Source organism: Paludifilum halophilum, from assembly GCF_002245355.1.
GTDB lineage: Bacteria > Bacillota > Bacilli > Thermoactinomycetales > DSM-45169 > Paludifilum > Paludifilum halophilum.
In genome coordinates this window covers 50,028-68,107 of the sequence record NZ_NOWF01000007.1, presented here as the reverse complement: position 1 = coordinate 68,107, position 18,080 = coordinate 50,028, and the positions used below count along the sequence as shown (strand labels likewise).

General features: G+C 52.0%; 16 protein-coding genes, 1 pseudogene and 1 riboswitch. Of the genes and pseudogenes, 14 read left to right on the top strand and 3 right to left on the bottom strand.

Annotated elements, in window-relative coordinates; genetic code table 11:
• Positions 1 to 132 precede the first annotated feature (132 nt).
• Genes CHM34_RS19985 through CHM34_RS12010 form a run of 3 tightly spaced genes read left to right on the top strand, consistent with a single transcriptional unit; the run spans position 133 to position 932 of the window.
• Positions 133 to 258, top strand: coding sequence for a hypothetical protein (locus CHM34_RS19985; RefSeq protein WP_276207702.1), 126 nt, complete (start codon positions 133 to 135; stop codon positions 256 to 258).
• Entirely contained in the window at positions 258 to 686 is a 429-nt protein-coding gene (locus CHM34_RS12015; RefSeq protein ID WP_094264860.1) for a hypothetical protein, read from the top strand. The genes CHM34_RS19985 and CHM34_RS12015 overlap by 1 nt, the downstream gene beginning before the upstream one ends.
• A 12-nt stretch (positions 687 to 698) precedes the next feature.
• The gene (locus CHM34_RS12010) at positions 699 to 932 is read left to right on the top strand and encodes an SMI1/KNR4 family protein (protein WP_094264859.1); all 234 of its coding nucleotides are present in this window, start codon (positions 699 to 701) and stop codon (positions 930 to 932) included.
• A 347-nt stretch (positions 933 to 1,279) separates the two neighbouring features.
• Here the strand turns inward: CHM34_RS12010 and CHM34_RS12005 are convergent, their stop codons facing one another.
• Positions 1,280 to 1,960, bottom strand: coding sequence for an ArsR/SmtB family transcription factor (locus CHM34_RS12005; protein WP_094264858.1), 681 nt, complete (start codon positions 1,958 to 1,960; stop codon positions 1,280 to 1,282).
• Positions 1,961 to 2,066: 106 nt separating this feature from the next.
• Between CHM34_RS12005 and CHM34_RS12000 the strand changes: the two genes are divergently transcribed.
• From CHM34_RS12000 to CHM34_RS11985, 4 genes are all read left to right on the top strand, one after another.
• On the top strand, positions 2,067 to 2,675 hold the full coding sequence (locus CHM34_RS12000) for a flavin reductase family protein (RefSeq protein ID WP_240511997.1): 609 nt from the start codon (positions 2,067 to 2,069) through the stop codon (positions 2,673 to 2,675).
• Positions 2,676 to 3,065: 390 nt separating this feature from the next.
• Positions 3,066 to 3,395, top strand: coding sequence for a hypothetical protein (locus tag CHM34_RS11995; RefSeq protein ID WP_094264857.1), 330 nt, complete (start codon positions 3,066 to 3,068; stop codon positions 3,393 to 3,395).
• A 278-nt stretch (positions 3,396 to 3,673) separates the two neighbouring features.
• Positions 3,674 to 5,506 (top strand): ribosomal protection-like ABC-F family protein, encoded by a 1,833-nt coding sequence (gene abc-f / locus CHM34_RS11990; RefSeq protein WP_094264856.1) that lies wholly within the window; start codon positions 3,674 to 3,676, stop codon positions 5,504 to 5,506.
• Between the two features lie 152 nt (positions 5,507 to 5,658).
• Positions 5,659 to 6,924: a helix-turn-helix domain-containing protein gene (locus tag CHM34_RS11985; RefSeq protein WP_141201699.1), complete on the top strand. Its 1,266-nt coding sequence runs from the start codon at positions 5,659 to 5,661 to the stop codon at positions 6,922 to 6,924.
• Between the two features lie 192 nt (positions 6,925 to 7,116).
• On the opposite strand, the gene CHM34_RS11980 is transcribed toward CHM34_RS11985, so the two are convergent.
• Entirely contained in the window at positions 7,117 to 8,451 is a 1,335-nt protein-coding gene (locus CHM34_RS11980; protein ID WP_094264854.1) for a helix-turn-helix domain-containing protein, read from the bottom strand.
• Between the two features lie 272 nt (positions 8,452 to 8,723).
• Positions 8,724 to 8,913: riboswitch (cobalamin riboswitch) on the top strand.
• Between the two features lie 150 nt (positions 8,914 to 9,063).
• Between CHM34_RS11980 and CHM34_RS11975 the strand changes: the two genes are divergently transcribed.
• From CHM34_RS11975 to CHM34_RS11965, 3 genes are read left to right on the top strand one after another with little or no spacing between them, the layout of a single operon-like run.
• Positions 9,064 to 10,149, top strand: a complete 1,086-nt coding sequence (locus CHM34_RS11975; protein WP_240511996.1) for an ABC transporter substrate-binding protein — start codon at positions 9,064 to 9,066, stop codon at positions 10,147 to 10,149.
• A gap of 28 nt (positions 10,150 to 10,177) precedes the next feature.
• Positions 10,178 to 11,257 (top strand): FecCD family ABC transporter permease, encoded by a 1,080-nt coding sequence (locus CHM34_RS11970; protein ID WP_094265039.1) that lies wholly within the window; start codon positions 10,178 to 10,180, stop codon positions 11,255 to 11,257.
• On the top strand, positions 11,254 to 12,048 hold the full coding sequence (locus CHM34_RS11965; RefSeq protein WP_094264853.1) for an ABC transporter ATP-binding protein: 795 nt from the start codon (positions 11,254 to 11,256) through the stop codon (positions 12,046 to 12,048). Before CHM34_RS11970 ends, CHM34_RS11965 begins: the two co-directional genes overlap by 4 nt.
• 472 nt (positions 12,049 to 12,520) lie before the next feature.
• Here the strand turns inward: CHM34_RS11965 and CHM34_RS11960 are convergent.
• A pseudogene (locus CHM34_RS11960) lies at positions 12,521 to 13,467 on the bottom strand (NADP-dependent oxidoreductase).
• Positions 13,468 to 13,692: 225 nt separating this feature from the next.
• On the opposite strand from CHM34_RS11960, the gene CHM34_RS11955 reads away from it, so the two are divergent.
• From CHM34_RS11955 to CHM34_RS11940, 4 genes are read left to right on the top strand one after another with little or no spacing between them, the layout of a single operon-like run.
• Positions 13,693 to 14,697: a LacI family DNA-binding transcriptional regulator gene (locus CHM34_RS11955; protein WP_094265038.1), complete on the top strand. Its 1,005-nt coding sequence runs from the start codon at positions 13,693 to 13,695 to the stop codon at positions 14,695 to 14,697.
• Positions 14,694 to 15,626 carry a ribokinase gene (gene rbsK, locus CHM34_RS11950; RefSeq protein ID WP_094264852.1) on the top strand — a complete coding sequence of 311 codons (933 nt, stop codon included), beginning with the start codon at positions 14,694 to 14,696 and terminating at the stop codon, positions 15,624 to 15,626. The genes CHM34_RS11955 and rbsK overlap by 4 nt, the downstream gene beginning before the upstream one ends.
• On the top strand, positions 15,623 to 17,125 hold the full coding sequence (locus CHM34_RS11945; RefSeq protein WP_094264851.1) for a sugar ABC transporter ATP-binding protein: 1,503 nt from the start codon (positions 15,623 to 15,625) through the stop codon (positions 17,123 to 17,125). Before rbsK ends, CHM34_RS11945 begins: the two co-directional genes overlap by 4 nt.
• Complete coding sequence (locus tag CHM34_RS11940) at positions 17,115 to 18,065, top strand: ABC transporter permease (RefSeq protein ID WP_094264850.1); 951 nt, start codon at positions 17,115 to 17,117, stop codon at positions 18,063 to 18,065. The genes CHM34_RS11945 and CHM34_RS11940 overlap by 11 nt, the downstream gene beginning before the upstream one ends.
• Positions 18,066 to 18,080: the final 15 nt, after the last annotated feature.

Here is an 18,080-nt window from a genome sequence, read left to right as displayed (position 1 = left end):
TTTACTATTAATTCGTCTATTGAAAATAGGTACAATAGGATTACTAATTATTTCCTGAAAAGGAGATAGACGAGTCATTGAATTTACTACCTATGCGATCGTTCTGGATCTCCTACGGTCGAGTATGTGATCATGATGGCCGTAGGGGCTTTACTGGCGGCGATGTTGTATACCACGGCGATGGAAAAGCTTTTTATCGCGGGTATCCAGGCTCATATCGACTGTATCAACCAAATCATTAAGAGGGGGGAAAAGTAATGAAAAAAGAAACCGAGGAGGAGAGGTTTCAGCATTGGCTTTTTGACATGGATGATGTTCTTGAGGACTTTATAGAAAAGTTCCCGGGGAATCTCGATTACTCCCCTTCTTCATTGAACATTCTTGAAAATTGGTTATTAAAGCAATACAGTTCAGCGGAAGAATTAAAGTCAAAAGATCAATTCCCTAACTTGGATGCTATCGGTCGATATATCGGGGAGGTATATCGAAAGAACTTGAAAGGAGTTCGGTGGGGAATTGAATTAGATGACGAAAGCAATGTATTTTACGGACTACCGATAATCAAGTTTGATCAGGACCTCCCTTCTATAAGTCCGTATTATCAAGCAACAGCAAGTGTCAGCAGAAGAACCGGACAATTCCTCTATACTGTATTCAAAAATATGGAAGATGAAGTAAGTAAATAAGAATGATTGTTGGTGAAATGGACGTTAAAAAACTTTAGTGGAGAAAAAGCTAAAGGGAATGTTACTCTGTTTTTCGATAAAGGAGAATACGGTCGTTTTGATCGTTTCATGCACATCAATGAAATAAAAGAAATGCGTGAGATATTAATAGATAGCGACTCTGGGTATAAAGGGCTAATCCCGTTTGCTTTTGATGGCAGTGACAGTGTTTATTGCTTTGATTACAGAAATAGTCAGGAAAACTAAATCCCTATTGTATTTAATGCTGTTAAATTTGTAGCTCATCATTTTACTGAATTTATGAATATGATTGATTCAGATTATGAATGAGATTTCTAACCAGCATTTTAAAAGCACCTGAAGTAGGTGCTTTTTTCTATGGAGAAAAAACGTCAGGGAACTTGATGGTGACTTGATCCGTTGAACAGGAAAATTCATCTACACTGTATTCAGCAATAAAAAGAAACAGATAAGAGCAGAAAGAAAGTAAAAATATTTCTTAAGCCCCTTTTTCGACTTTGTACATCCAGGACAATTTGCTTCATTCACTGGAGTTTCTGGACCAAGGCGGCGGTCACGGCGCCTGTTGAATCTCACAGATCCAGCCCAAACGCTTCACGCAATCCCTCTTTTCCCTTCTCGGTAACTTGAACGGCTCGCGTTGACGGGAGGCGCCGAATCCAGTCGGTTTCCAGGAGGCGGTTGAGTACGGCATGACCCAGAGCTCCCGCCAGATGGTGTTTCCTTTCACTCCAGTCGAGGCAACACCGGGCAAAGGAACGCCGTTTTTTCCGGATTACGGTGAGATCCAGTTCCCATCGGTACATAAAATGTTCCCCTGCGGGAGTGATCCGGTAATCGGTGCCCTCCTCTTCCAAAATCCCGCGGTTGACCATTCCTTCCGTCAGCTCGACCCCCACCTTCCCGGCCAGGTGGTCGTAGCAGGTCCGTGCCTCCCGGAGAGCCCGCTGTTGGGAAGATTGTCTGAGCGAACGGACGGGAGTCAGAGGAGCAACCCGGAGCAAGGACTCCATCCAATGGGCGACGTCAGTGTCAGACAACCGATAATACCGATGGCGTCCGTGCTTTTCCACCTGAAGGATACGGGTATTTTCCAGTTTTCGCAGATGGAAACTGGCTGTCTGAGGGGTGATCCCTGCCGCCCAAGCCAGCTCTTTAGCGGTGTGAAACCGACCATCCATCAAAGCGATCAACATCGCCGACCGGGAGGGGTCGCCGACCAGCCGGGCGATTTTCGCTGTGTCAGGGTGCATTCATCAACCCTCCTTTGCTTTGCAATTCATATTTCGATCTATATCGAAACTTGGGTCCATTATAATCGATGGGAGCCTCAGGATCCATCAATAAAGGAGAGAGCGAATGATGACCCTGCAACACCGTACCGTTCAGCCGAAGATTTTATATTATGGAACCCCGGTGGTTTTGCTGAGTACCTGCAACGAAGATGGGACGACGAACATCAGCCCGATTTCTTCTTCTTGGGCTTTGGGTTCCTGTCTGGTACTGGGACTCGGCTGTGGTGGAAAAGGGCTGGAAAACCTGAAGCGATATCCCGAGTGTGTGATCAATTTGCCCGACCCGTCTCTGTGGAGGCATGTGGAACGGTTAGCGCTTCTCACGGGCAAAACTCCGGTGCCTTCTTCTAAAAAAGAGCTCGGATTCCGCTATGAGAAGGACAAGTTTTCGGCGGCGAAGCTGACCCCCTGCGAATCCGAGAAAGTCCGTCCCGCTCGGATCGCCGAATGTCCCTTACAGATCGAAGCATCGGTTCAAGATATCCGTATTCCGGAAAACCATCCGTGGTTTGCCGTCGTGGAAACGGAAACTCGGCGGGTTCATGCCCGGGAAGCGTATATCCTCGGGGATCACTATATCGATCCCAACCAGTGGCGGCCTCTGATCTACAACTTCCGCCACTATTTCAGCCTGGGGGAGGAGCTGGGAAAAACGGCCCGGGCGGAGACGTAAGGTAAACGAACATAGCTGGGGACGTGATTTCCGGCACCCCGCCCTTTGCCCGCGATACCCAGCAGATCAAGGCTTGAAGGGACACTAGAAGTCTTGTGAATGTTGGTTAAGGAGAGGAGAAGTGTTTACGCGAAATAGCGACTTTGCACCCACGGGCACCACAGAATTGAAGGGCTAGCGCCCGAAGTAAAGGACGCTGTTCTGCCCAGCGGAGAACCAGCCTGCAAGGGCGGTTACGCAAAAGCATCTTTGTGTTGCATCCGCAGGCGTTTGCCCCTGCCCACAGCAGGAAGATTGGGAGCGGCTTCGGGTAAATGCTGCCGCTCTCGATTTCACAATGCTACTAGGTCTTCCCCGGGTATGTTATGCTTTTGGGAAACAGAGGGGGCGATGGAGACGATTCGAGAAGAATTCCGAGAGTTGTTCGGCGATCGGGCAAAAGGGATATTTGCCTGGTTCCTGGTGAAATACACGGTTTGGCTACTGGTCGCCGGGTTGGGTTTCCTCTCTTTCTTTTTCCACATCGAATGGGTCAAGTCCGTCATTATCCCTGTGGTTCCGCTCCTGGTGATCCTGACCGTCATCGTGGAGGGAAAAGGGAAAGTGGGGGAGAAAATCAAAGGCACCCGGTTTGAACAAAAAGTGGAACGTCCGATCCGCCATGTTTTAAATGCGTTGCTAGTGGTGTTTTTTGTGTTGGTGATTACAGGAGTGATATAGTATAATAAACGAAAGAAACCGAAACGGAGGAATCAAAAGGATCGACATGCGTTTCGACCGATAGTGCCTCATGAACCTTATACGGTGCACGGACTCTGCTTCGCGCGGAGCGGTCGGGACAAGTATGTCCTTTTTCAGAGACTCCACCAGAATGGACGATCCGCGAAGCCCCCGGTTTCAGAGGGGCTTCGATTTCGATGCATAATCCCCACGCGATGATGCGCAGGCAGTAGCCTGTGCTTTTTTTGTCGGAAAAAGGACGCGTGGAGGGATGCGACATGTTTGTGGTCAAAGCGGAAGGGTTGGCCAAGGAATATCACGGCCAACAGCTTTTTCACCAAGTGGATCTGGAGATTCGGGAAGGGGAGATAGTCGCTCTGATCGGTGCCAACGGAGCGGGTAAGACGACTCTGCTTCGGGGATTGACCGGTCGGATTCCGATGGACAGGGGGCGGATTCATCGCCGTTTGCCTGTCGATGCCTGGGGTTTGTTGGAGCAACAGCCGGATGTGCCGGGTGAGATGACGGTATTGGATTTTATCCGTGCCGGTTTTCCGGATTTGGCCCGGGCCCGGGCGGAACTTTTCCGTTGGGAGCAGGAGATGATGAAATCCGCTGATGCCGATCCGGAGGCGGTTCAACGGTACGGAGCGGCACTGGATCGCTACCAGTCCCTGGGCGGGTACGAATGGGAGGCCATGGTAGAACGGACGGCGGTTCAGCTGGGATTGGGGGCGGAACAGTGGAGCATCCCATTTGACCGGCTGAGCGGAGGCCAGAAAACACGGGCTCAACTGGCCCGGTTGATGGTCGGAAATCCTTCCTTTCTGTTGTTGGACGAACCGACCAACCATCTGGATGATGAGACACTGACTTGGTTGGAACAGTGGCTTCTCACCTATAAAGGGGCCGTGCTTCTGGTCTCCCATGATCGCTGGTTGATCGACCGGGTGGCTCACGCCACCGTCGAATTAACTGCCGAGGGGACCAAGCGGTACCCGGGGGGATACTCCGCTTTTGCCTGGGAACGGGACCGGGAAAGACGTACCCAAGAGGCGCTTTATAAAAAACAGGAACAAGAGCGGAAAAGGCTGGAGGAAGCGATCCGCCGCTATCGGCAGTGGTTTGATCGAGCTCACTCCGCCGCCGGTGAGAGAAATCCGTTTCTGAAAAAGAAAGCCAATAAAAATCGCAGTCGGTTCAAAGCCAAGGAAGAAGCACTGGAACGCCTGGAAAAACAGAAAGTGGAGCGTCCCCGGGAGGAAAAAAAGATCCGGGTCCGCTTCGAAGAAGGGACCTTTGAAGCCCGAAACCTGATCCAAACGGAGAACCTCGGTTTCGGATATGGGGAGTCACCGCTGTTTGAAGAGGTGAATTTGACCCTTTCCCGGGGCGATCGGCTGGCGGTGATCGGTCCCAACGGCAGCGGCAAAACCACCCTGATCCGCCTGTTGACGGGTCAGCTGTCACCCGATGAAGGGAAGGTACGCCGGCATCCGGCTCTCTCTATCGGCTACTTCGCCCAGGAGCTGAACGAGCTCCATGCGGGAGATACCGTGTTGGACACCCTGCTTCGATTGCCGGGGATGGACCGGGCCGAGGCCCGCAACATTCTGGCTTCCTTTTTGTTCCCCGGAAATGAGGTGTTCCGAAAAATTTCGGAGCTGAGTATGGGGGAGCGGTGTCGGGTCGCCTTCGTCACGCTCTATTTCTCCCGGGCCCATCTGATGGTGTTGGATGAACCGACCAACTATTTGGATATTCCCGCCCGGGAGCGGATTGAGGAGGCCTTAGCGGGGTACCCCGGGAGTCTGGTTCTCGTTTCCCACGACCGGTATCTGCTTCGTAAAATCGCCAACCGGGTCGCCGTAATTGAAGAAGGGCGCGTTCACCTGTATCCGGGAAGCTACGCGGAGTACCTGGAACGGCGGGAATCTTCCGAGACCATCCCGGAGAATCCGGATATCGCCAACCGCATCCGTGCCCTGGAATTACAGCTGGCCCGACTGATGGGAGAAGAAGAACCGGAGGAAGAGGAAGAAAAAGAGCGGATGCAGGCGGAGATCCGCCGTCTGCAAAGCGAATTGGATCGGTTGAAGGAAGAAGGTTAATCGAGTGGAATCCCCCTTTCTTTCCGGACAGGGGGATCTTTTGTTAATCAATTTTCTATTTTCCTTTTTTGGAATTTTAGATACAATGGGTTTGAATCACGCAGGGAAAGGGGATCCGTGTGGATAGTACAGGGGTACAAGGAATCGGAGAGATGATTCGAAAGGTCAGGAAGGAAAAAGGATGGCGGCTGGAAGACTTGGCCGATGAACAGATCTCCATCGCGACCATCAGCAACATCGAGCGGGGGTTTGCCCATGTTAAGCCGGAGAAAACCCATTATTTGATCCAAAAGTTAAAAATCGATCCGGCCCGGTTGCCTCGGTTAATGATGAAAGAACAACAGGATTTGAAGGAACTGGAGTTTGAATTAAAATCCCTTCAGCTCTTGCGAGATACCGGAGATGCGGCACTGGCATTGGAACACCTGAACCGGCTAAAGCTAGAGGCTTCTCACCCCTATGCTGCGATGTTCCATTATTTAAAGGGGAAATGTTATTTAAGTTTAAGAAAATGGAAGGAAGCTGAAAAATTTTTTCATCAGGCGATTCGCTTCTCCCATCATCACGAGCATGCCTACAGTAAAAAAAGCAATATCAAGGCTGTAAGCTTCATTGAATTGGGGTTATGCGCCTTCTTCCAAAATGATTTGGTTCAGGCGATTCGATATACCGATCGAGGATGGGACGTTTATGAGCACGACGGTGAGCGATCATATGCTTGGTGGCTTCTTCATATCAACAAAGCGGTTTACTATGAAAGGTTGGGTCAGTTAGCGGAAAGCATGCAAGTGATCCAAAAAGCATGGGAGGGGGTGCATCAGACGGAAAAAAAGGATATCGTGATTACGTTTTACTATCTTCGTTCCGAAATATTGCGTCGATCCGGCGTCTATGATGAAGCGGTCACTTTCGCCATCAAGGGATTGGAATTGGCTCGGCTTAACGGACACACTCCTCTTCTTTTCGATTTGTGGACAGTGTTGGGGAGCACCTACATGGCCAAAGAGGACTGGTTTAAAGCGGAACGGTGTTTTAATCACGCTCTCCGTTTAAAGGACAGGCTGTTTGACGATCCGATGGTCGAATGTAAAATTATTACTGCATTCGCTCGTCTCGGAAAATTGTACACCCAGCAAAAAAAGTGGGAGCAGGCTGGTCGGGTTATCCGTGAGGCGATCGCTACCGGAGAGAAGTATGAGGATGCTCCTCGGTTAACCTATGCTCTGCAGGTGATGGGAGATTATTATCAGGTTCAGGGGAGGATGGAGGAGGGGATCCCTTATTACGAAAGGGCTCTAGCCTTGGCTCGGAAGTATAATTACAAAAAGAGGGCTTGTTCAACCTTGATTCGTCTCCCGGATTATTGGAGGGATACCAATCGGGAAGAATTGCTGGCGTATCTGGAGACGATTTCATAGTCTCTTATCGATATCGGAATCTTAGGCTGAAATAAGCCGAGCGATATGAATCGCTCGGCTAAAAATTAACTTTCAATCGGTTCATCGAAGTGGACGGCGGTATTTTTTTCTTGAATATTCGGTGTATGATCAAGAGTGGTCAGGAAAGACAGTGAAATGATAACTGCAAATGACAAAAATACGGTTGTTTTTTTACTCCACTTCCTCAAAGGAATCTCCCTCCTCTCTTTGGAGCTCTTGCTGTACTAAATACATATTATGCGTATGCTTCTGAAATTCCTCCTCGTCCAACCCATCCCAACATTGCGCCAGTCGGAAGAGGGCTTTGTACTTTTTCTTTTTGTAGTTGTGTTTTTGGGCCAGTTCAAGAGCTCTTTGATAATAAGGGATGGCTTTCTCTTTTTTCTCTCGGGTGCGATAATAATCTCCCATTACTTGAAGGGCATAGGTCAGCTTGGGTGCGTCATCGTATTTTTCTCCGACTAAAATGGCTTGGCTGATCACGTCATACGCCTCGTCCCACTTTTCTTGAAGCATATACAATTGACCTAACCGAGCATATGTGGTCACAAATCTTTGTTCTTGGGTGAATTTCCCTTTTAGATGAAGAGCCCGATTAAAACAGGTTTTGGCGGCATTCCAATTCTCTTTGGCCATATAAGTACTTCCCAGGACTGTCCACAGTTCAAAGATGAGGTTGTAGCTTAGGTTTTGCCTCGCTTTTTCCAACCCCTGCATGGCGTAATCGATTGCTTCGTCGTGTAGACCGTTACGACGCAACAGTTCGGAACGCAACCAGTAAAAGGAGATGACGGTTTCGATTTTATCCGTATGAACGAGGGAATCCCAGATTTCATGAATCACTTTCATACTTTCGGCCAAACGACCCAACCGTTCCAAGAAGAGTGCTTCGTTAAAATTGGCAACATACCAGATATAAGGTCGCTCTCCGCCTTGAACAAAGGCATCCTTCGAACTATGTGTATATTGTAAGGCTTGATTTAAGTCGTTTTGAGTATAGCTGCAAAGACCAAGTTCTAAAAAACTGACAGCCTCGATGTTTGTAGTTTTATCATAGGAGTTTTGGTTGGCCAGCCGGATGGCGTTGTAGTAGGAGCGTTCCGCTTTTTTCCATTTTTTTCGGCTGTAGAAGCATTTTCCCTTCAGATAATGATAAGTGGCCGCCAGGGGATGCGAATCATCGAGTTCCAGCCGGTTCAACTCCTCCAGCGCTTGGTCCGCGTCTCCCGTATCCCGCAGGCTTTGAATAGAAAAGAGTTCAAACCTCAGATTTTCCAGTTGTTCCTGCTCGCTCATCATCAATTCGGGAAGACGGTCCATGTCAATATTCAGTTTTTTCATGAGATACTTTGTTTTATCCTGGTTCACATGGGGAACGCCTCGTTCGATATTGCTGATGGTGGCGGGGGAGATGTTTTCATCCGCCAAGTCTTCCAGGCGAAGTCCCTGTTCCTTCCTTACTTTTCGGATAATTTCGCCGATCTCGTGTACGGCGATGGTGCTCATAATCCAACCACCTTTCATGGACCTATGTGTTATTTTTATCATAAATAGGGGTTGATAGAAAGCTTTCTTTGGCATGATAGCATATTTTCTGATGATTTGCACGTATTAATTAATTTTTTAAATGAATGTATGGTTTTATTGTCCTTTTGATACAAACAGGGATGATAGGATTGGACCTTGTTTGATGCCGGTTACCCGGATCCGGATTCACGGTTTTGTTGATAAAGGATTTCTTCCATCCATTATAGAAATCAATAGGGCAGAAAAAAATGAATATCCGATGCAGTCGGGTGCCCCTGTTGAAGCAGGGGGTAACAGGGAATCGGGTGAAAATCCCGAGCGGTCCCGCCACTGTAACCGGATAGCCTTCTTTCCTCGATGCCACTCGGTTGGATGACCGGGGAAGGCGAAGGAAGGTGATGACCCGGAAGCCAGGAGACCTACCCGGCATGCCGCACCGGAAACCTTCGCGGAGAGGAGAGGTGTCAAACAGAGAATGGCGATGAATCCCTGATGATCGTCTGACTTTTTGTGTACACAGAAGCTCCAACTTTTCCGGTTGGAGCTTTGTTTATGGTGTGGATGCTTCTATCAACGATGGGAGGGTGAATCTTGCGATTGATACGGTTGATGATCGGTGCTGTTGTATCGTTATTTTGCGGAGGCCACCGGAGGCGGTTGAGTCGACGAATGGCTGATCGACCTTTCGCCATCGGAAAAAGATCTTTGCTTCTCTGTTCCGCCGCCGTGATGGCCGCGGCTTCTCTGTCGGCGGGGTGTAGCGCCGTATCCTCAAAACCTGATTCCGATGATTCACAACTGAAATCGTCAAAGCGGCCGGTCACTCTGGAAAATTATAATCGAACACTGCAATTCGAGAAAATCCCGCAACGGGCCGTCAGTTTAAACCAGCACACCACAGAAATCATGCTGGCACTGGGCCTGGAGGAGCGGATGGCGGGCACCGCTTATCTGGATGATGAGATTCTGCCCCGGTTTCAAAAGCCATACGATCAAATCCCGGTTTTGGCGGAGCGATACCCCTCCTTCGAAGTGTTGCTGGGAGCGGAACCGGATTTTGTCATCGGAAGGCTGAGTGCCTTCACCGACGAGAAGGCGGGATCACTTGAGCGATTGGCGGACAGCGGCATCCCGGCGTATGTGGTTCAAGGGACTTATGCTGAACATCCGGGGATGGAGGATGTCTACGAAGACATTCGCAATCTCGGACGGATTTTTGATGTGGAGTCTCGAGCGGAGAAACTGATCCGTCAGATGAAAGCGGATATCCAAAAGGTACAGAACCGAGTAGGGGACCGGGAAAAGCCGGTTCGCGTTCTGGTTTATGACAGCGGAGAGAAGGGGCTTTATACGACGGGGAACAGTCTGGAAACGGAACTTATCTCCCTGGCCGGCGGCAAAAATGTTTTCAGCGACTTGAATAAAAGCTGGACGGAGGTTGGCTGGGAAGAGGCGGTCAAGCGAAATCCGGAAGTGATCGTGATTAATGACTACGGTCATCATTCGGCAGAGGATAAGATTCGTTCGATCAAGGAAAACCCGGCTCTGAAACATGTGACAGCGGTGCGTGAAGAGCGCTTTGTTGTCCTTCCCCTTTCCGACGTTTTTGAAGGAGTTCGCAATGTGCGGGCCGTAAAAACCCTGGCCAAGGGATTTTATCCGGAGCAATTCCGGTAATGAAAGGGGATGAGACGGCTTGCTTCCGATGGAAAAAAAGAAACGATCCCTGTTGGTGAAACCCTGCCGATCCCCCCTCCTTTTTCCGACGGTTACGGCCGGGATGTTTCTCTTGCTCCTGATTTCCGTCACCTTAGCGGTCATGATCGGTCCCGTACGGATTCATCCGGTGACCGTCTGGGATATCGCTATTTCGCAAATATTGGGAGGCTCCGCAGACGGGACGACAGCTCAGCAGACGATTGTCTGGGAGGTTCGCTTCCCCCGGGCCCTGCTCGGGGTGATAGTGGGCAGTGGATTGGCGGTGGTGGGAACGGCGATGCAGGCTTTGCTGAAAAACTCCCTGGCTGATCCTTATATTATCGGGGTTTCCGCCGGAGCTTCCGTGGGAGCCACCCTGGTGATCCTGTTGGGAGCGTTCAGTCTGTTAGGGGTTTATGCCTTGTCGGCGGCTGCCTTTATCGGGGCTCTGTCGGCGGTTCTGACCGTACTGCTGTTGTCTCATATTCGCGGGCATCTGTCTCCAGTGCGGGTGATTCTGGCGGGAGTCGCCATTTCCGCGATCGGTTCCGCCATTACCCAATTGATCGTCATCACCGCCAAAAACGAAGCGGAGATCCGCAATGCGATGTTCTGGCTGTTCGGCAGTTTAGCCGGCGCTGAGTGGACTTCCCTCTCGCTTCCCTCCCTCGTCGTGATCGCGGGTATCGTCTACCTGTATATCAGGCACCGTTCGCTGAATGCCATGCTTCTCGGTGAAGAGACGGCGGAAACCCTCGGTGTCGCTACCCGGTGGTTCCGTGTGGAGATCATCGTTGCTTCCGCATTGTTGACGGGGATCATTGTGGCGGTCAGCGGGCCGATCGGCTTTGTCGGGTTGATGGTTCCTCACATGGTCCGTCCGTTTACGGGCTCGGATCACCGCCGCGTTTTGCCGGTGAGTGCTTTACTGGGAGCGATGTTCGTCATCTGGGCGGATGTGTTGGCCAGGGTTGCGATCGCCCCGGAAGAACTGCCCATCGGAATCATCACCGCCCTGTGCGGGGGACCTTTCTTTATTTGGCTTTTGCGTCGCAGCTCGTATACGTTTGGAGGGGATGATCGATGAACCTTTCATGTGAGGCTGTCTCTTATTCGATTGGGGAACGCGAACTGCTCCGGGAGATTGACTGCCGGATCGACAGCGGAGAATTCGTCGGGCTGATCGGTCCCAATGGGAGCGGGAAATCGACTTTGTTGAAAAATGTGTATCGCCGTTTCAAGCTCGATCAGGGGGTGATTCGGCTGGACGAGCGGGATGTCCGTTCCCTCTCCCGCCGGCGAATGGCGCAGTTGATGAGTGTTCTGCGCCAGGAAACCATGGTTGAATTCGATTTTACCGTGGAAGAAATGGTGCGGATGGGTCGTCATCCTCATAAAGGATGGTGGGAGGCGGAAACCGATTCGGATCGGGACATTGCGGCGAATGCTTTGGAGCGAGTGGGGATGGCGGATTTCCGGGGGCGATCCTTTTTAAGCCTGTCCGGCGGAGAAAAACAACGGGTATTGATCGCCAGGGCGTTGGCCCAGGAGGCTCAGGTTCTGATATTGGACGAGCCGACCAACCATCTGGATGTCCGTTATCAATTGCAACTGATGGATTTACTGGAGCAACTGGATATCACCATCTTCGCCGCTTTACACGATCTGAATATCGCCGCCACCTACTGTCATCGGCTGTATGCCATTTGCAACGGAAAAATTGCGGCTTCAGGACCACCGGAACAGCTGCTCCAACCGAATTTGCTTCGTCAAATCTTCGGCGTGGATACGGAAGTGATCCGCCATCCGAGAACCGGTCGCCCCCACATTCTTTTTTTCTCCGAAAAACAACGGAAGAAGGAAAGAGATACACCCTAGTAGCGTTGTGATTTAATGTTCGATTCAAGAAGAGGAGGGGAGCGTTTACCCGAATTAGCGACTTTGCACCCACGGGCACCACAGAATTGATGGGCTAGCGCCCGAAGTAAAGGACGCTGTCCTGCCCAGCGGAGAATCAGCCTGCAAGGGCGTTTAGGGGCAAAAGCTTCTTTGTGTTGCATCCGCAGGCATTTGCCCCTGCCCGCAGCAGGAAGATTCGGAGCGGCTTCGGGTAAATGCCGCCGCTCACTTATTTCACAACGCTTCTAGTGCCCCGATCTGGAAACCAAGTTGGGGAGGGGGAGGGCGGCGTAGATCCTTTGCACTCATGGGAGCACAAGCCTCGCCAAGGTTGCTCCATTGACCGGTCTCGCTATGCGTTTTTTGCATATCAAAAACGCCCACCCGGTGCAGTCGGGTGGGCTTTTTTCTTAAAGACGGCAACCGTCGTGCTTAGCAGGTTGAATGGAGTTTATTCCTTGACCTGAACGACGATTTTCCCCCGGGTATGGCCTTCTTTGTTCTTTTCGTGAGCCTGTTTGATCTGTTCCAGGGGAACGGTTTCGGCGATCAGGGGTTTTAATTCGCCCTCTTCCAGCATGTCTCCGATTTTAGCCAGCTGCTCCCCGTTGGATTGAACAAATACATAACCGACCCGGACACCATAGGGTTCCGCATCGCTTTCCCGGGGAGGTTCGGCGATGGAGACCAGTGTACCTCCTTTTTTCAGGACTCGATAGCTTTTTTGCTGGATTTCTCCGCCCAGCGTGTCAAAGACGAGATCATAGTTTTGCAATCGCTCTTCGAAATCCTCCCGGGTATAATCCACCGCTTCATCGGCTCCCAATTTCTTTACCAGGTCGACGTTTCGGGTACTGCAAGTGGTCGCCACGTGGGCTCCGGCACGTGGGCTCCGGTATGTTTGGCCAACTGGATTCCCATACTGCCCACTCCGCCGGCACCGGCGTGGATCAATACCTTTTGCCCTTCGTTCAGGCCGGCGAAATCGAACAGGCTCTGCCAGGCCGTCAAGGCGACAAGAGGGACGGAAGCCGCTTCCTCAAAGGAAAGGTTGTCCGGTTTGGGAGCCACATAAGACTCGTCGACGGCGATATATTCTGCATAAGCGCCGTTCCGTTGAATGTCCGGGCGGCTGAATACCTTGTCTCCCGGTTGAAACCGGGAAGCCTGCGAACCGGTTTCCACAACGATGCCGGCGACATCAAATCCGAGAATCAGAGGAAAGTCGTATTCCAAAAATCCTTTCAGATAATCTTCCCGAATTTTCCAGTCCACGGGGTTGACCGAAGTGGCATGAACTTCGATCAGGACGTCCCGGTCACCCGGTTTCGGCTTGGGGACATCGGCGAGTTCCATCTGTTCCGGCCCGCCGTATCCTTTCATAATAACGGCTTTCATACAAACGCTCCTTTCCCGGTCAAGGATTATACGCTTGAATCTTTCCTTCTGAAAGGGTTGTTCAATCACGGGGCGCTCATTTTTGATCCTACAATAAAATGGGATTGACACCCTTAATACAAATGGAGTAGGGTTGAACAAAAAGAAAGTGTAACCGGTTACAAATAATCTTTTTTACATAAGGTTGTAATTGGTTACCAGTCGAAAATGGGTGATATTCACAATATGACGACTATTCGAGATGTGGCCCGACAAGCCGGGGTTTCCGTGGCGACTGTTTCCCGAGTGATCAATGGGAACAGCTATGTGAACAAAGATACGGAATCCCGGGTGCGGGAAGCGATCCAGGTGATGGATTACGAACCCAATACCGTCGCACGGGGGTTGGCCAGTAAAAAAACCGGGACAATCGCCGTCATTTTGCCGGATATCATGAACCCCTTTTTTTCGGAACTGGCCCGGGCGGTGGAGGATACCGCCCGGCATCACAAGTTCACGGTGATCTTCTGCAATTCCGACGATCAGGCACCCAAAGAGAAACTGTATATCCAAGTGCTTCAGCAGCGGTACATTGATGGTATGATCTTCGCTTCCAACACGTTGGATGAGGAGGATATCCAGACGATGAGGGGCCACGGAATTTCACTGGTGGTATTGGACCGGGCCCCCCGGAGAGGAAACTGCAGTATCATCCGTTCGAAAAATGTCGAGGGGGCGAAAACGGCGGTCCAACACCTGCTGTCCCTCGGGTGCCGCAAGATCGCCCACATCGCCGGGCCGGAAGAGCTGATTACCGCCCAGGAGCGAAAACAGGGATATTTGGATACGATCCGTCATTTGAAAGGGTTCGATCCGGCACTGATTGTTCCCGGACATTTTTCCATATCCGGGGGCATCGGGGCGGCACAAGCTTTGCTGGAGTATCATCCGGATGTGGACGGGATTTTTGCCGGGAATGACTTAATGGCGGCGGGGGCGCTGAAAGCTCTCCATCGGATGGGAGTCTCCGTTCCCGAGCAGGTCAGCTTGTGCGGTTTTGACGGAGTGGCGATTGCCGAGATGACCGAACCGGAACTGACGACCGTTGCCCAACCGATCTACGAAATGGGAGCGACAGCGGCGAAACGGCTGATTGGCCGGATCCGCGGAGAGACGGAGGAGCCGTCCGTGACGGAGTTGGACGTTCAATTGGTTGAAAGGGATTCTACCAAAAGGAGAGTCAGGCGATGAGTCAAAGAGGTAAAGTGACAGTCGTGGGCAGTCTTAACATGGATCTGGTTGTGAAAGCGGAACGGGCGCCTCAGAAAGGAGAAACCGTGATGGGAGAGGAGGTTCACTTCATCCCCGGCGGAAAAGGGGCTAATCAGGCGGTTGCGGCGGCCTCTCTCGGTGCGAAGACCTCGATGATCGGATCGGTGGGAGACGATCCCTTCGGCGAGTCTCTGCTGTCCTCTCTACAGGAGCGGGGAGTGGATACCGGAACCGTGAAAACCGTGACGGAAGCCTCTACCGGGATTGCTTCTATTCTTCTTTCACAGGGAGATAACCGCATCACTGTTGTTTCCGGGGCCAACTCCCACACTTTGCCTTCGGATGTGGAGCAGCACCGACAAGTGATCACCGGGGCGGATGGGGTCTTGTTGCAGCTGGAAGTCCCCTTACCGGCGATCCAACAGGCGGTGGAGCTGGCGAAAAAAGCCGGGAAAACAGTGATTCTCAATCCGGCTCCGGCACGGGATTTACCACAGGACCTGCTGGAACAGGTGGACTATCTGACGCCGAACCGGTCGGAGCTCGAGCTTTTAAGCGGAATTTCCCCGGAAAAAGAGGGATTGGATCGGGCGATGGGTCGCCTGTTGGATCGGGGGGTCGGTCATGTGGTGACCACCCTGGGAGAGGATGGAGCGGCCTACCTTTCTCCCGGGGAAGAAACGGTGCGAGTACCCGGCCATTCCGTGAAAGCAGTGGACACCACCGGAGCCGGCGATGCCTTTAACGCCGGACTGGCTGTCGCCTTGGCGGAGGGCGGGAGTCTGGAAGAGGCGGTCCGTTTTGCCGGAAAAACCGCCGCATTGGCGGTCACTCGGTTAGGGGCCCAATCGGGGATGCCGAACCGGGAGGAAGTGGAATCATTTGATCAAGGAAGAAACCGTCCATGACTGAACCGTTGTTGGAGATGAAAGGGATCAGCAAAGCGTTTGCCGGTGTCCGGGTATTGAAGGAGGTGTCTTTCACTCTCGCCCCCGGAGAAGTACATGCCCTGATGGGAGAAAACGGAGCGGGAAAATCCACGTTGATCAAAATTCTCGGGGGCATCTACGCCAAGGATGAAGGTCGGATTTGGGTGGATGGGAGGGAAAGAACGATTCGTTCCCCCAGGGAAGCGACCCAACTGGGAATTGCCATCATTCATCAGGAGCTTCCGGTGGTTCCCCAACTCACGGTGATGGAAAATATGTTTTTGGGCCGGGAGTTTACATACAAGTGGAGGTCGATCCGATGGAACCGGATGCGGGAGGAGTCGCAAAAATATCTGTCTCAGCTGGGAGTTCGGATCGATCCCGATCAAAAAGTGGGGGAACTCTCCGTCGGACAGCAACAGATGGTGGAGATTGCCAAGGTATTATCCCTCCAGGCGAAGGTGTTAGTACTGGATGAACCGACCGCCGCCTTGACCAACCGGGAGATCGAGTCTCTCTTTGAGGTCGTTGAATCGTTAAAGCGGCACGGGGTGGGTATGATCTATATCTCCCACCGGATGGAGGAAGTTTTCCGGATTTCCGACCGGATGACCGTCCTCCGGGACGGCACTTTTGTCGGCACTCGGGAAACCGGTTCCACCGATATGGACCAACTGGTTCAAATGATGGTGGGACGGGAGATCCGGGAGCGCTTTCCCCGGCGGAGTCTCCGCATGGGCGGGGAGCGTTTGCAGGTGGAGGGGATGACCCGAAAAGAAAAAGTATCGGATATATCCTTTACGATACGGGGCGGGGAGATCTTGGGACTGGCCGGATTGATGGGAGCGGGGCGGACGGAGGTAGCGGATTTGCTCTTTGGCGTCGAGCGCTTGGATGCGGGAAGGGTGTCCATCGACGGTTGGCCTGTTACCATTCGTCGACCGATCGATGCGATTCGCGCCGGAATAGCCTATGTGACAGAGAACCGCAAGGAACAGGGATTGGTCTTGTCCCGGTCGGTTAAGGAGAATTTGTCCCTGCCCAACCTGGGGGCGCTTACTTCCTTCGGTATTCTACGTCGAGGTGTGGAAAAACGAATGACAGAGGCACAGGTGAAACAGCTTTCTGTCCGTGCCGCCGACTCCGATCAGGAAGTGGGGACACTCAGCGGCGGAAACCAGCAAAAGGTAGTGATCGGCAAATGGTTGGCCGCCCGGCCCAAGGTGTTGATACTGGATGAGCCCACCCGGGGCGTGGATATCGGGGCGAAGGCGGAGATTTACCGGTTGATGAACCGGTTGGCCGAAGAAGGGATGGCGATATTGCTTATCTCCTCGGATTTGCCCGAGGTCCTGGAGATGAGCGACCGGGTGCTGGTGATGCATGAAGGACGGATCAGCGGTGTATTCGACCGGGATGAAGCGACCCAGGAAAAGGTGATGATAGCAGCTTCGGGAGGTGGAAAACTTGCAGACTGAAATCAAAACCGAAAATCTCAAACCCGGTCGGGTACAGCAAATCGGTCCACTGGTGGGTCTGGGTTTGATTATCTTGGCCCTGTCCCTGATCAGTCGTGAATTCCTGAGTATCACAAATATTTTCAATGTGTTGCGCCAAATCTCAATTAATGCACTCCTCGCTTTCGGGATGACCTTTGTGATTCTCACCGGGGGGATCGACTTGTCCGTCGGTTCGATTCTGGCTTTGTCCGGCGCATTGTCTGCCGGGATGTTGGCCGGCGGGATGGATCCCTGGCTGGCCGTTTTGGCAGGATTGGCCGCCGGCACGGTGATGGGAGCAGGAAACGGGGTGTTGGTCGCGAAGGGGAAAGTGGCCCCCTTTATCGCCACTTTGGCTACCATGACCATCTTTCGAGGACTGACGCTGGTTTATACCGAAGGGAGGCCGATTTCCTACGACAGTGATACCTTTGCGATGCTGGGGAAGGGGTATTTCTTTGAGATTCCGATTCCCGTCATTTGGATGCTGGTCTCTTTTGTCATCGTCTACTTGATATTGAAAAACACTCCCTTTGGCCGTCATGTTTACGCCCTGGGCGGCAATGAGGAAGCGGCTCTGCTGTCCGGGGTGCGGACCGATCGGGTGAAGATCCGGGTCTATGCCGTCAGCGGTCTGTTTGCCGCTTTGAGCGGGATCATTCTGACTGCCCGGCTCAATTCCGCTCAGCCGACCGCGGGTACCACCTATGAACTGGATGCGATCGCCGCGGTGGTGTTGGGCGGAACCAGCCTGGCCGGAGGAAAGGGATGGGTGACCGGAACCTTGATCGGTGCCATGATCATCGGTGTGTTGGATAACGGGCTCAACCTGCTTAATGTCTCCTCCTTTTATCAGCAAGTGGTGAAAGGGGCCGTGATTCTCTTGGCTGTTTTGCTGGATCGTTCCCGAAAGAAATGACCCTGCACAGGGTTT

Excerpts from the sequence above, each read along its gene's own strand:
- CHM34_RS19985 (WP_276207702.1), top strand. The coding sequence starts at position 133 with ATGATGGCCGTAGGGGCTTTACTGGCGGCGATGTTGTATACCACGGCG.
- CHM34_RS12015 (WP_094264860.1), top strand. The coding sequence starts at position 258 with ATGAAAAAAGAAACCGAGGAGGAGAGGTTTCAGCATTGGCTTTTTGAC.
- CHM34_RS12005 (WP_094264858.1), bottom strand. The coding sequence starts at position 1,960 with ATGCACCCTGACACAGCGAAAATCGCCCGGCTGGTCGGCGACCCCTCC.
- CHM34_RS12000 (WP_240511997.1), top strand. The coding sequence starts at position 2,067 with ATGATGACCCTGCAACACCGTACCGTTCAGCCGAAGATTTTATATTAT.
- CHM34_RS11995 (WP_094264857.1), top strand. The coding sequence starts at position 3,066 with ATGGAGACGATTCGAGAAGAATTCCGAGAGTTGTTCGGCGATCGGGCA.
- abc-f (WP_094264856.1), top strand. The coding sequence starts at position 3,674 with ATGTTTGTGGTCAAAGCGGAAGGGTTGGCCAAGGAATATCACGGCCAA.
- CHM34_RS11985 (WP_141201699.1), top strand. The coding sequence starts at position 5,659 with ATGATTCGAAAGGTCAGGAAGGAAAAAGGATGGCGGCTGGAAGACTTG.
- CHM34_RS11980 (WP_094264854.1), bottom strand. The coding sequence starts at position 8,451 with ATGAGCACCATCGCCGTACACGAGATCGGCGAAATTATCCGAAAAGTA.
- CHM34_RS11970 (WP_094265039.1), top strand. The coding sequence starts at position 10,178 with ATGGAAAAAAAGAAACGATCCCTGTTGGTGAAACCCTGCCGATCCCCC.
- CHM34_RS11965 (WP_094264853.1), top strand. The coding sequence starts at position 11,254 with ATGAACCTTTCATGTGAGGCTGTCTCTTATTCGATTGGGGAACGCGAA.
- CHM34_RS11955 (WP_094265038.1), top strand. The coding sequence starts at position 13,693 with ATGACGACTATTCGAGATGTGGCCCGACAAGCCGGGGTTTCCGTGGCG.
- rbsK (WP_094264852.1), top strand. The coding sequence starts at position 14,694 with ATGAGTCAAAGAGGTAAAGTGACAGTCGTGGGCAGTCTTAACATGGAT.
- CHM34_RS11945 (WP_094264851.1), top strand. The coding sequence starts at position 15,623 with ATGACTGAACCGTTGTTGGAGATGAAAGGGATCAGCAAAGCGTTTGCC.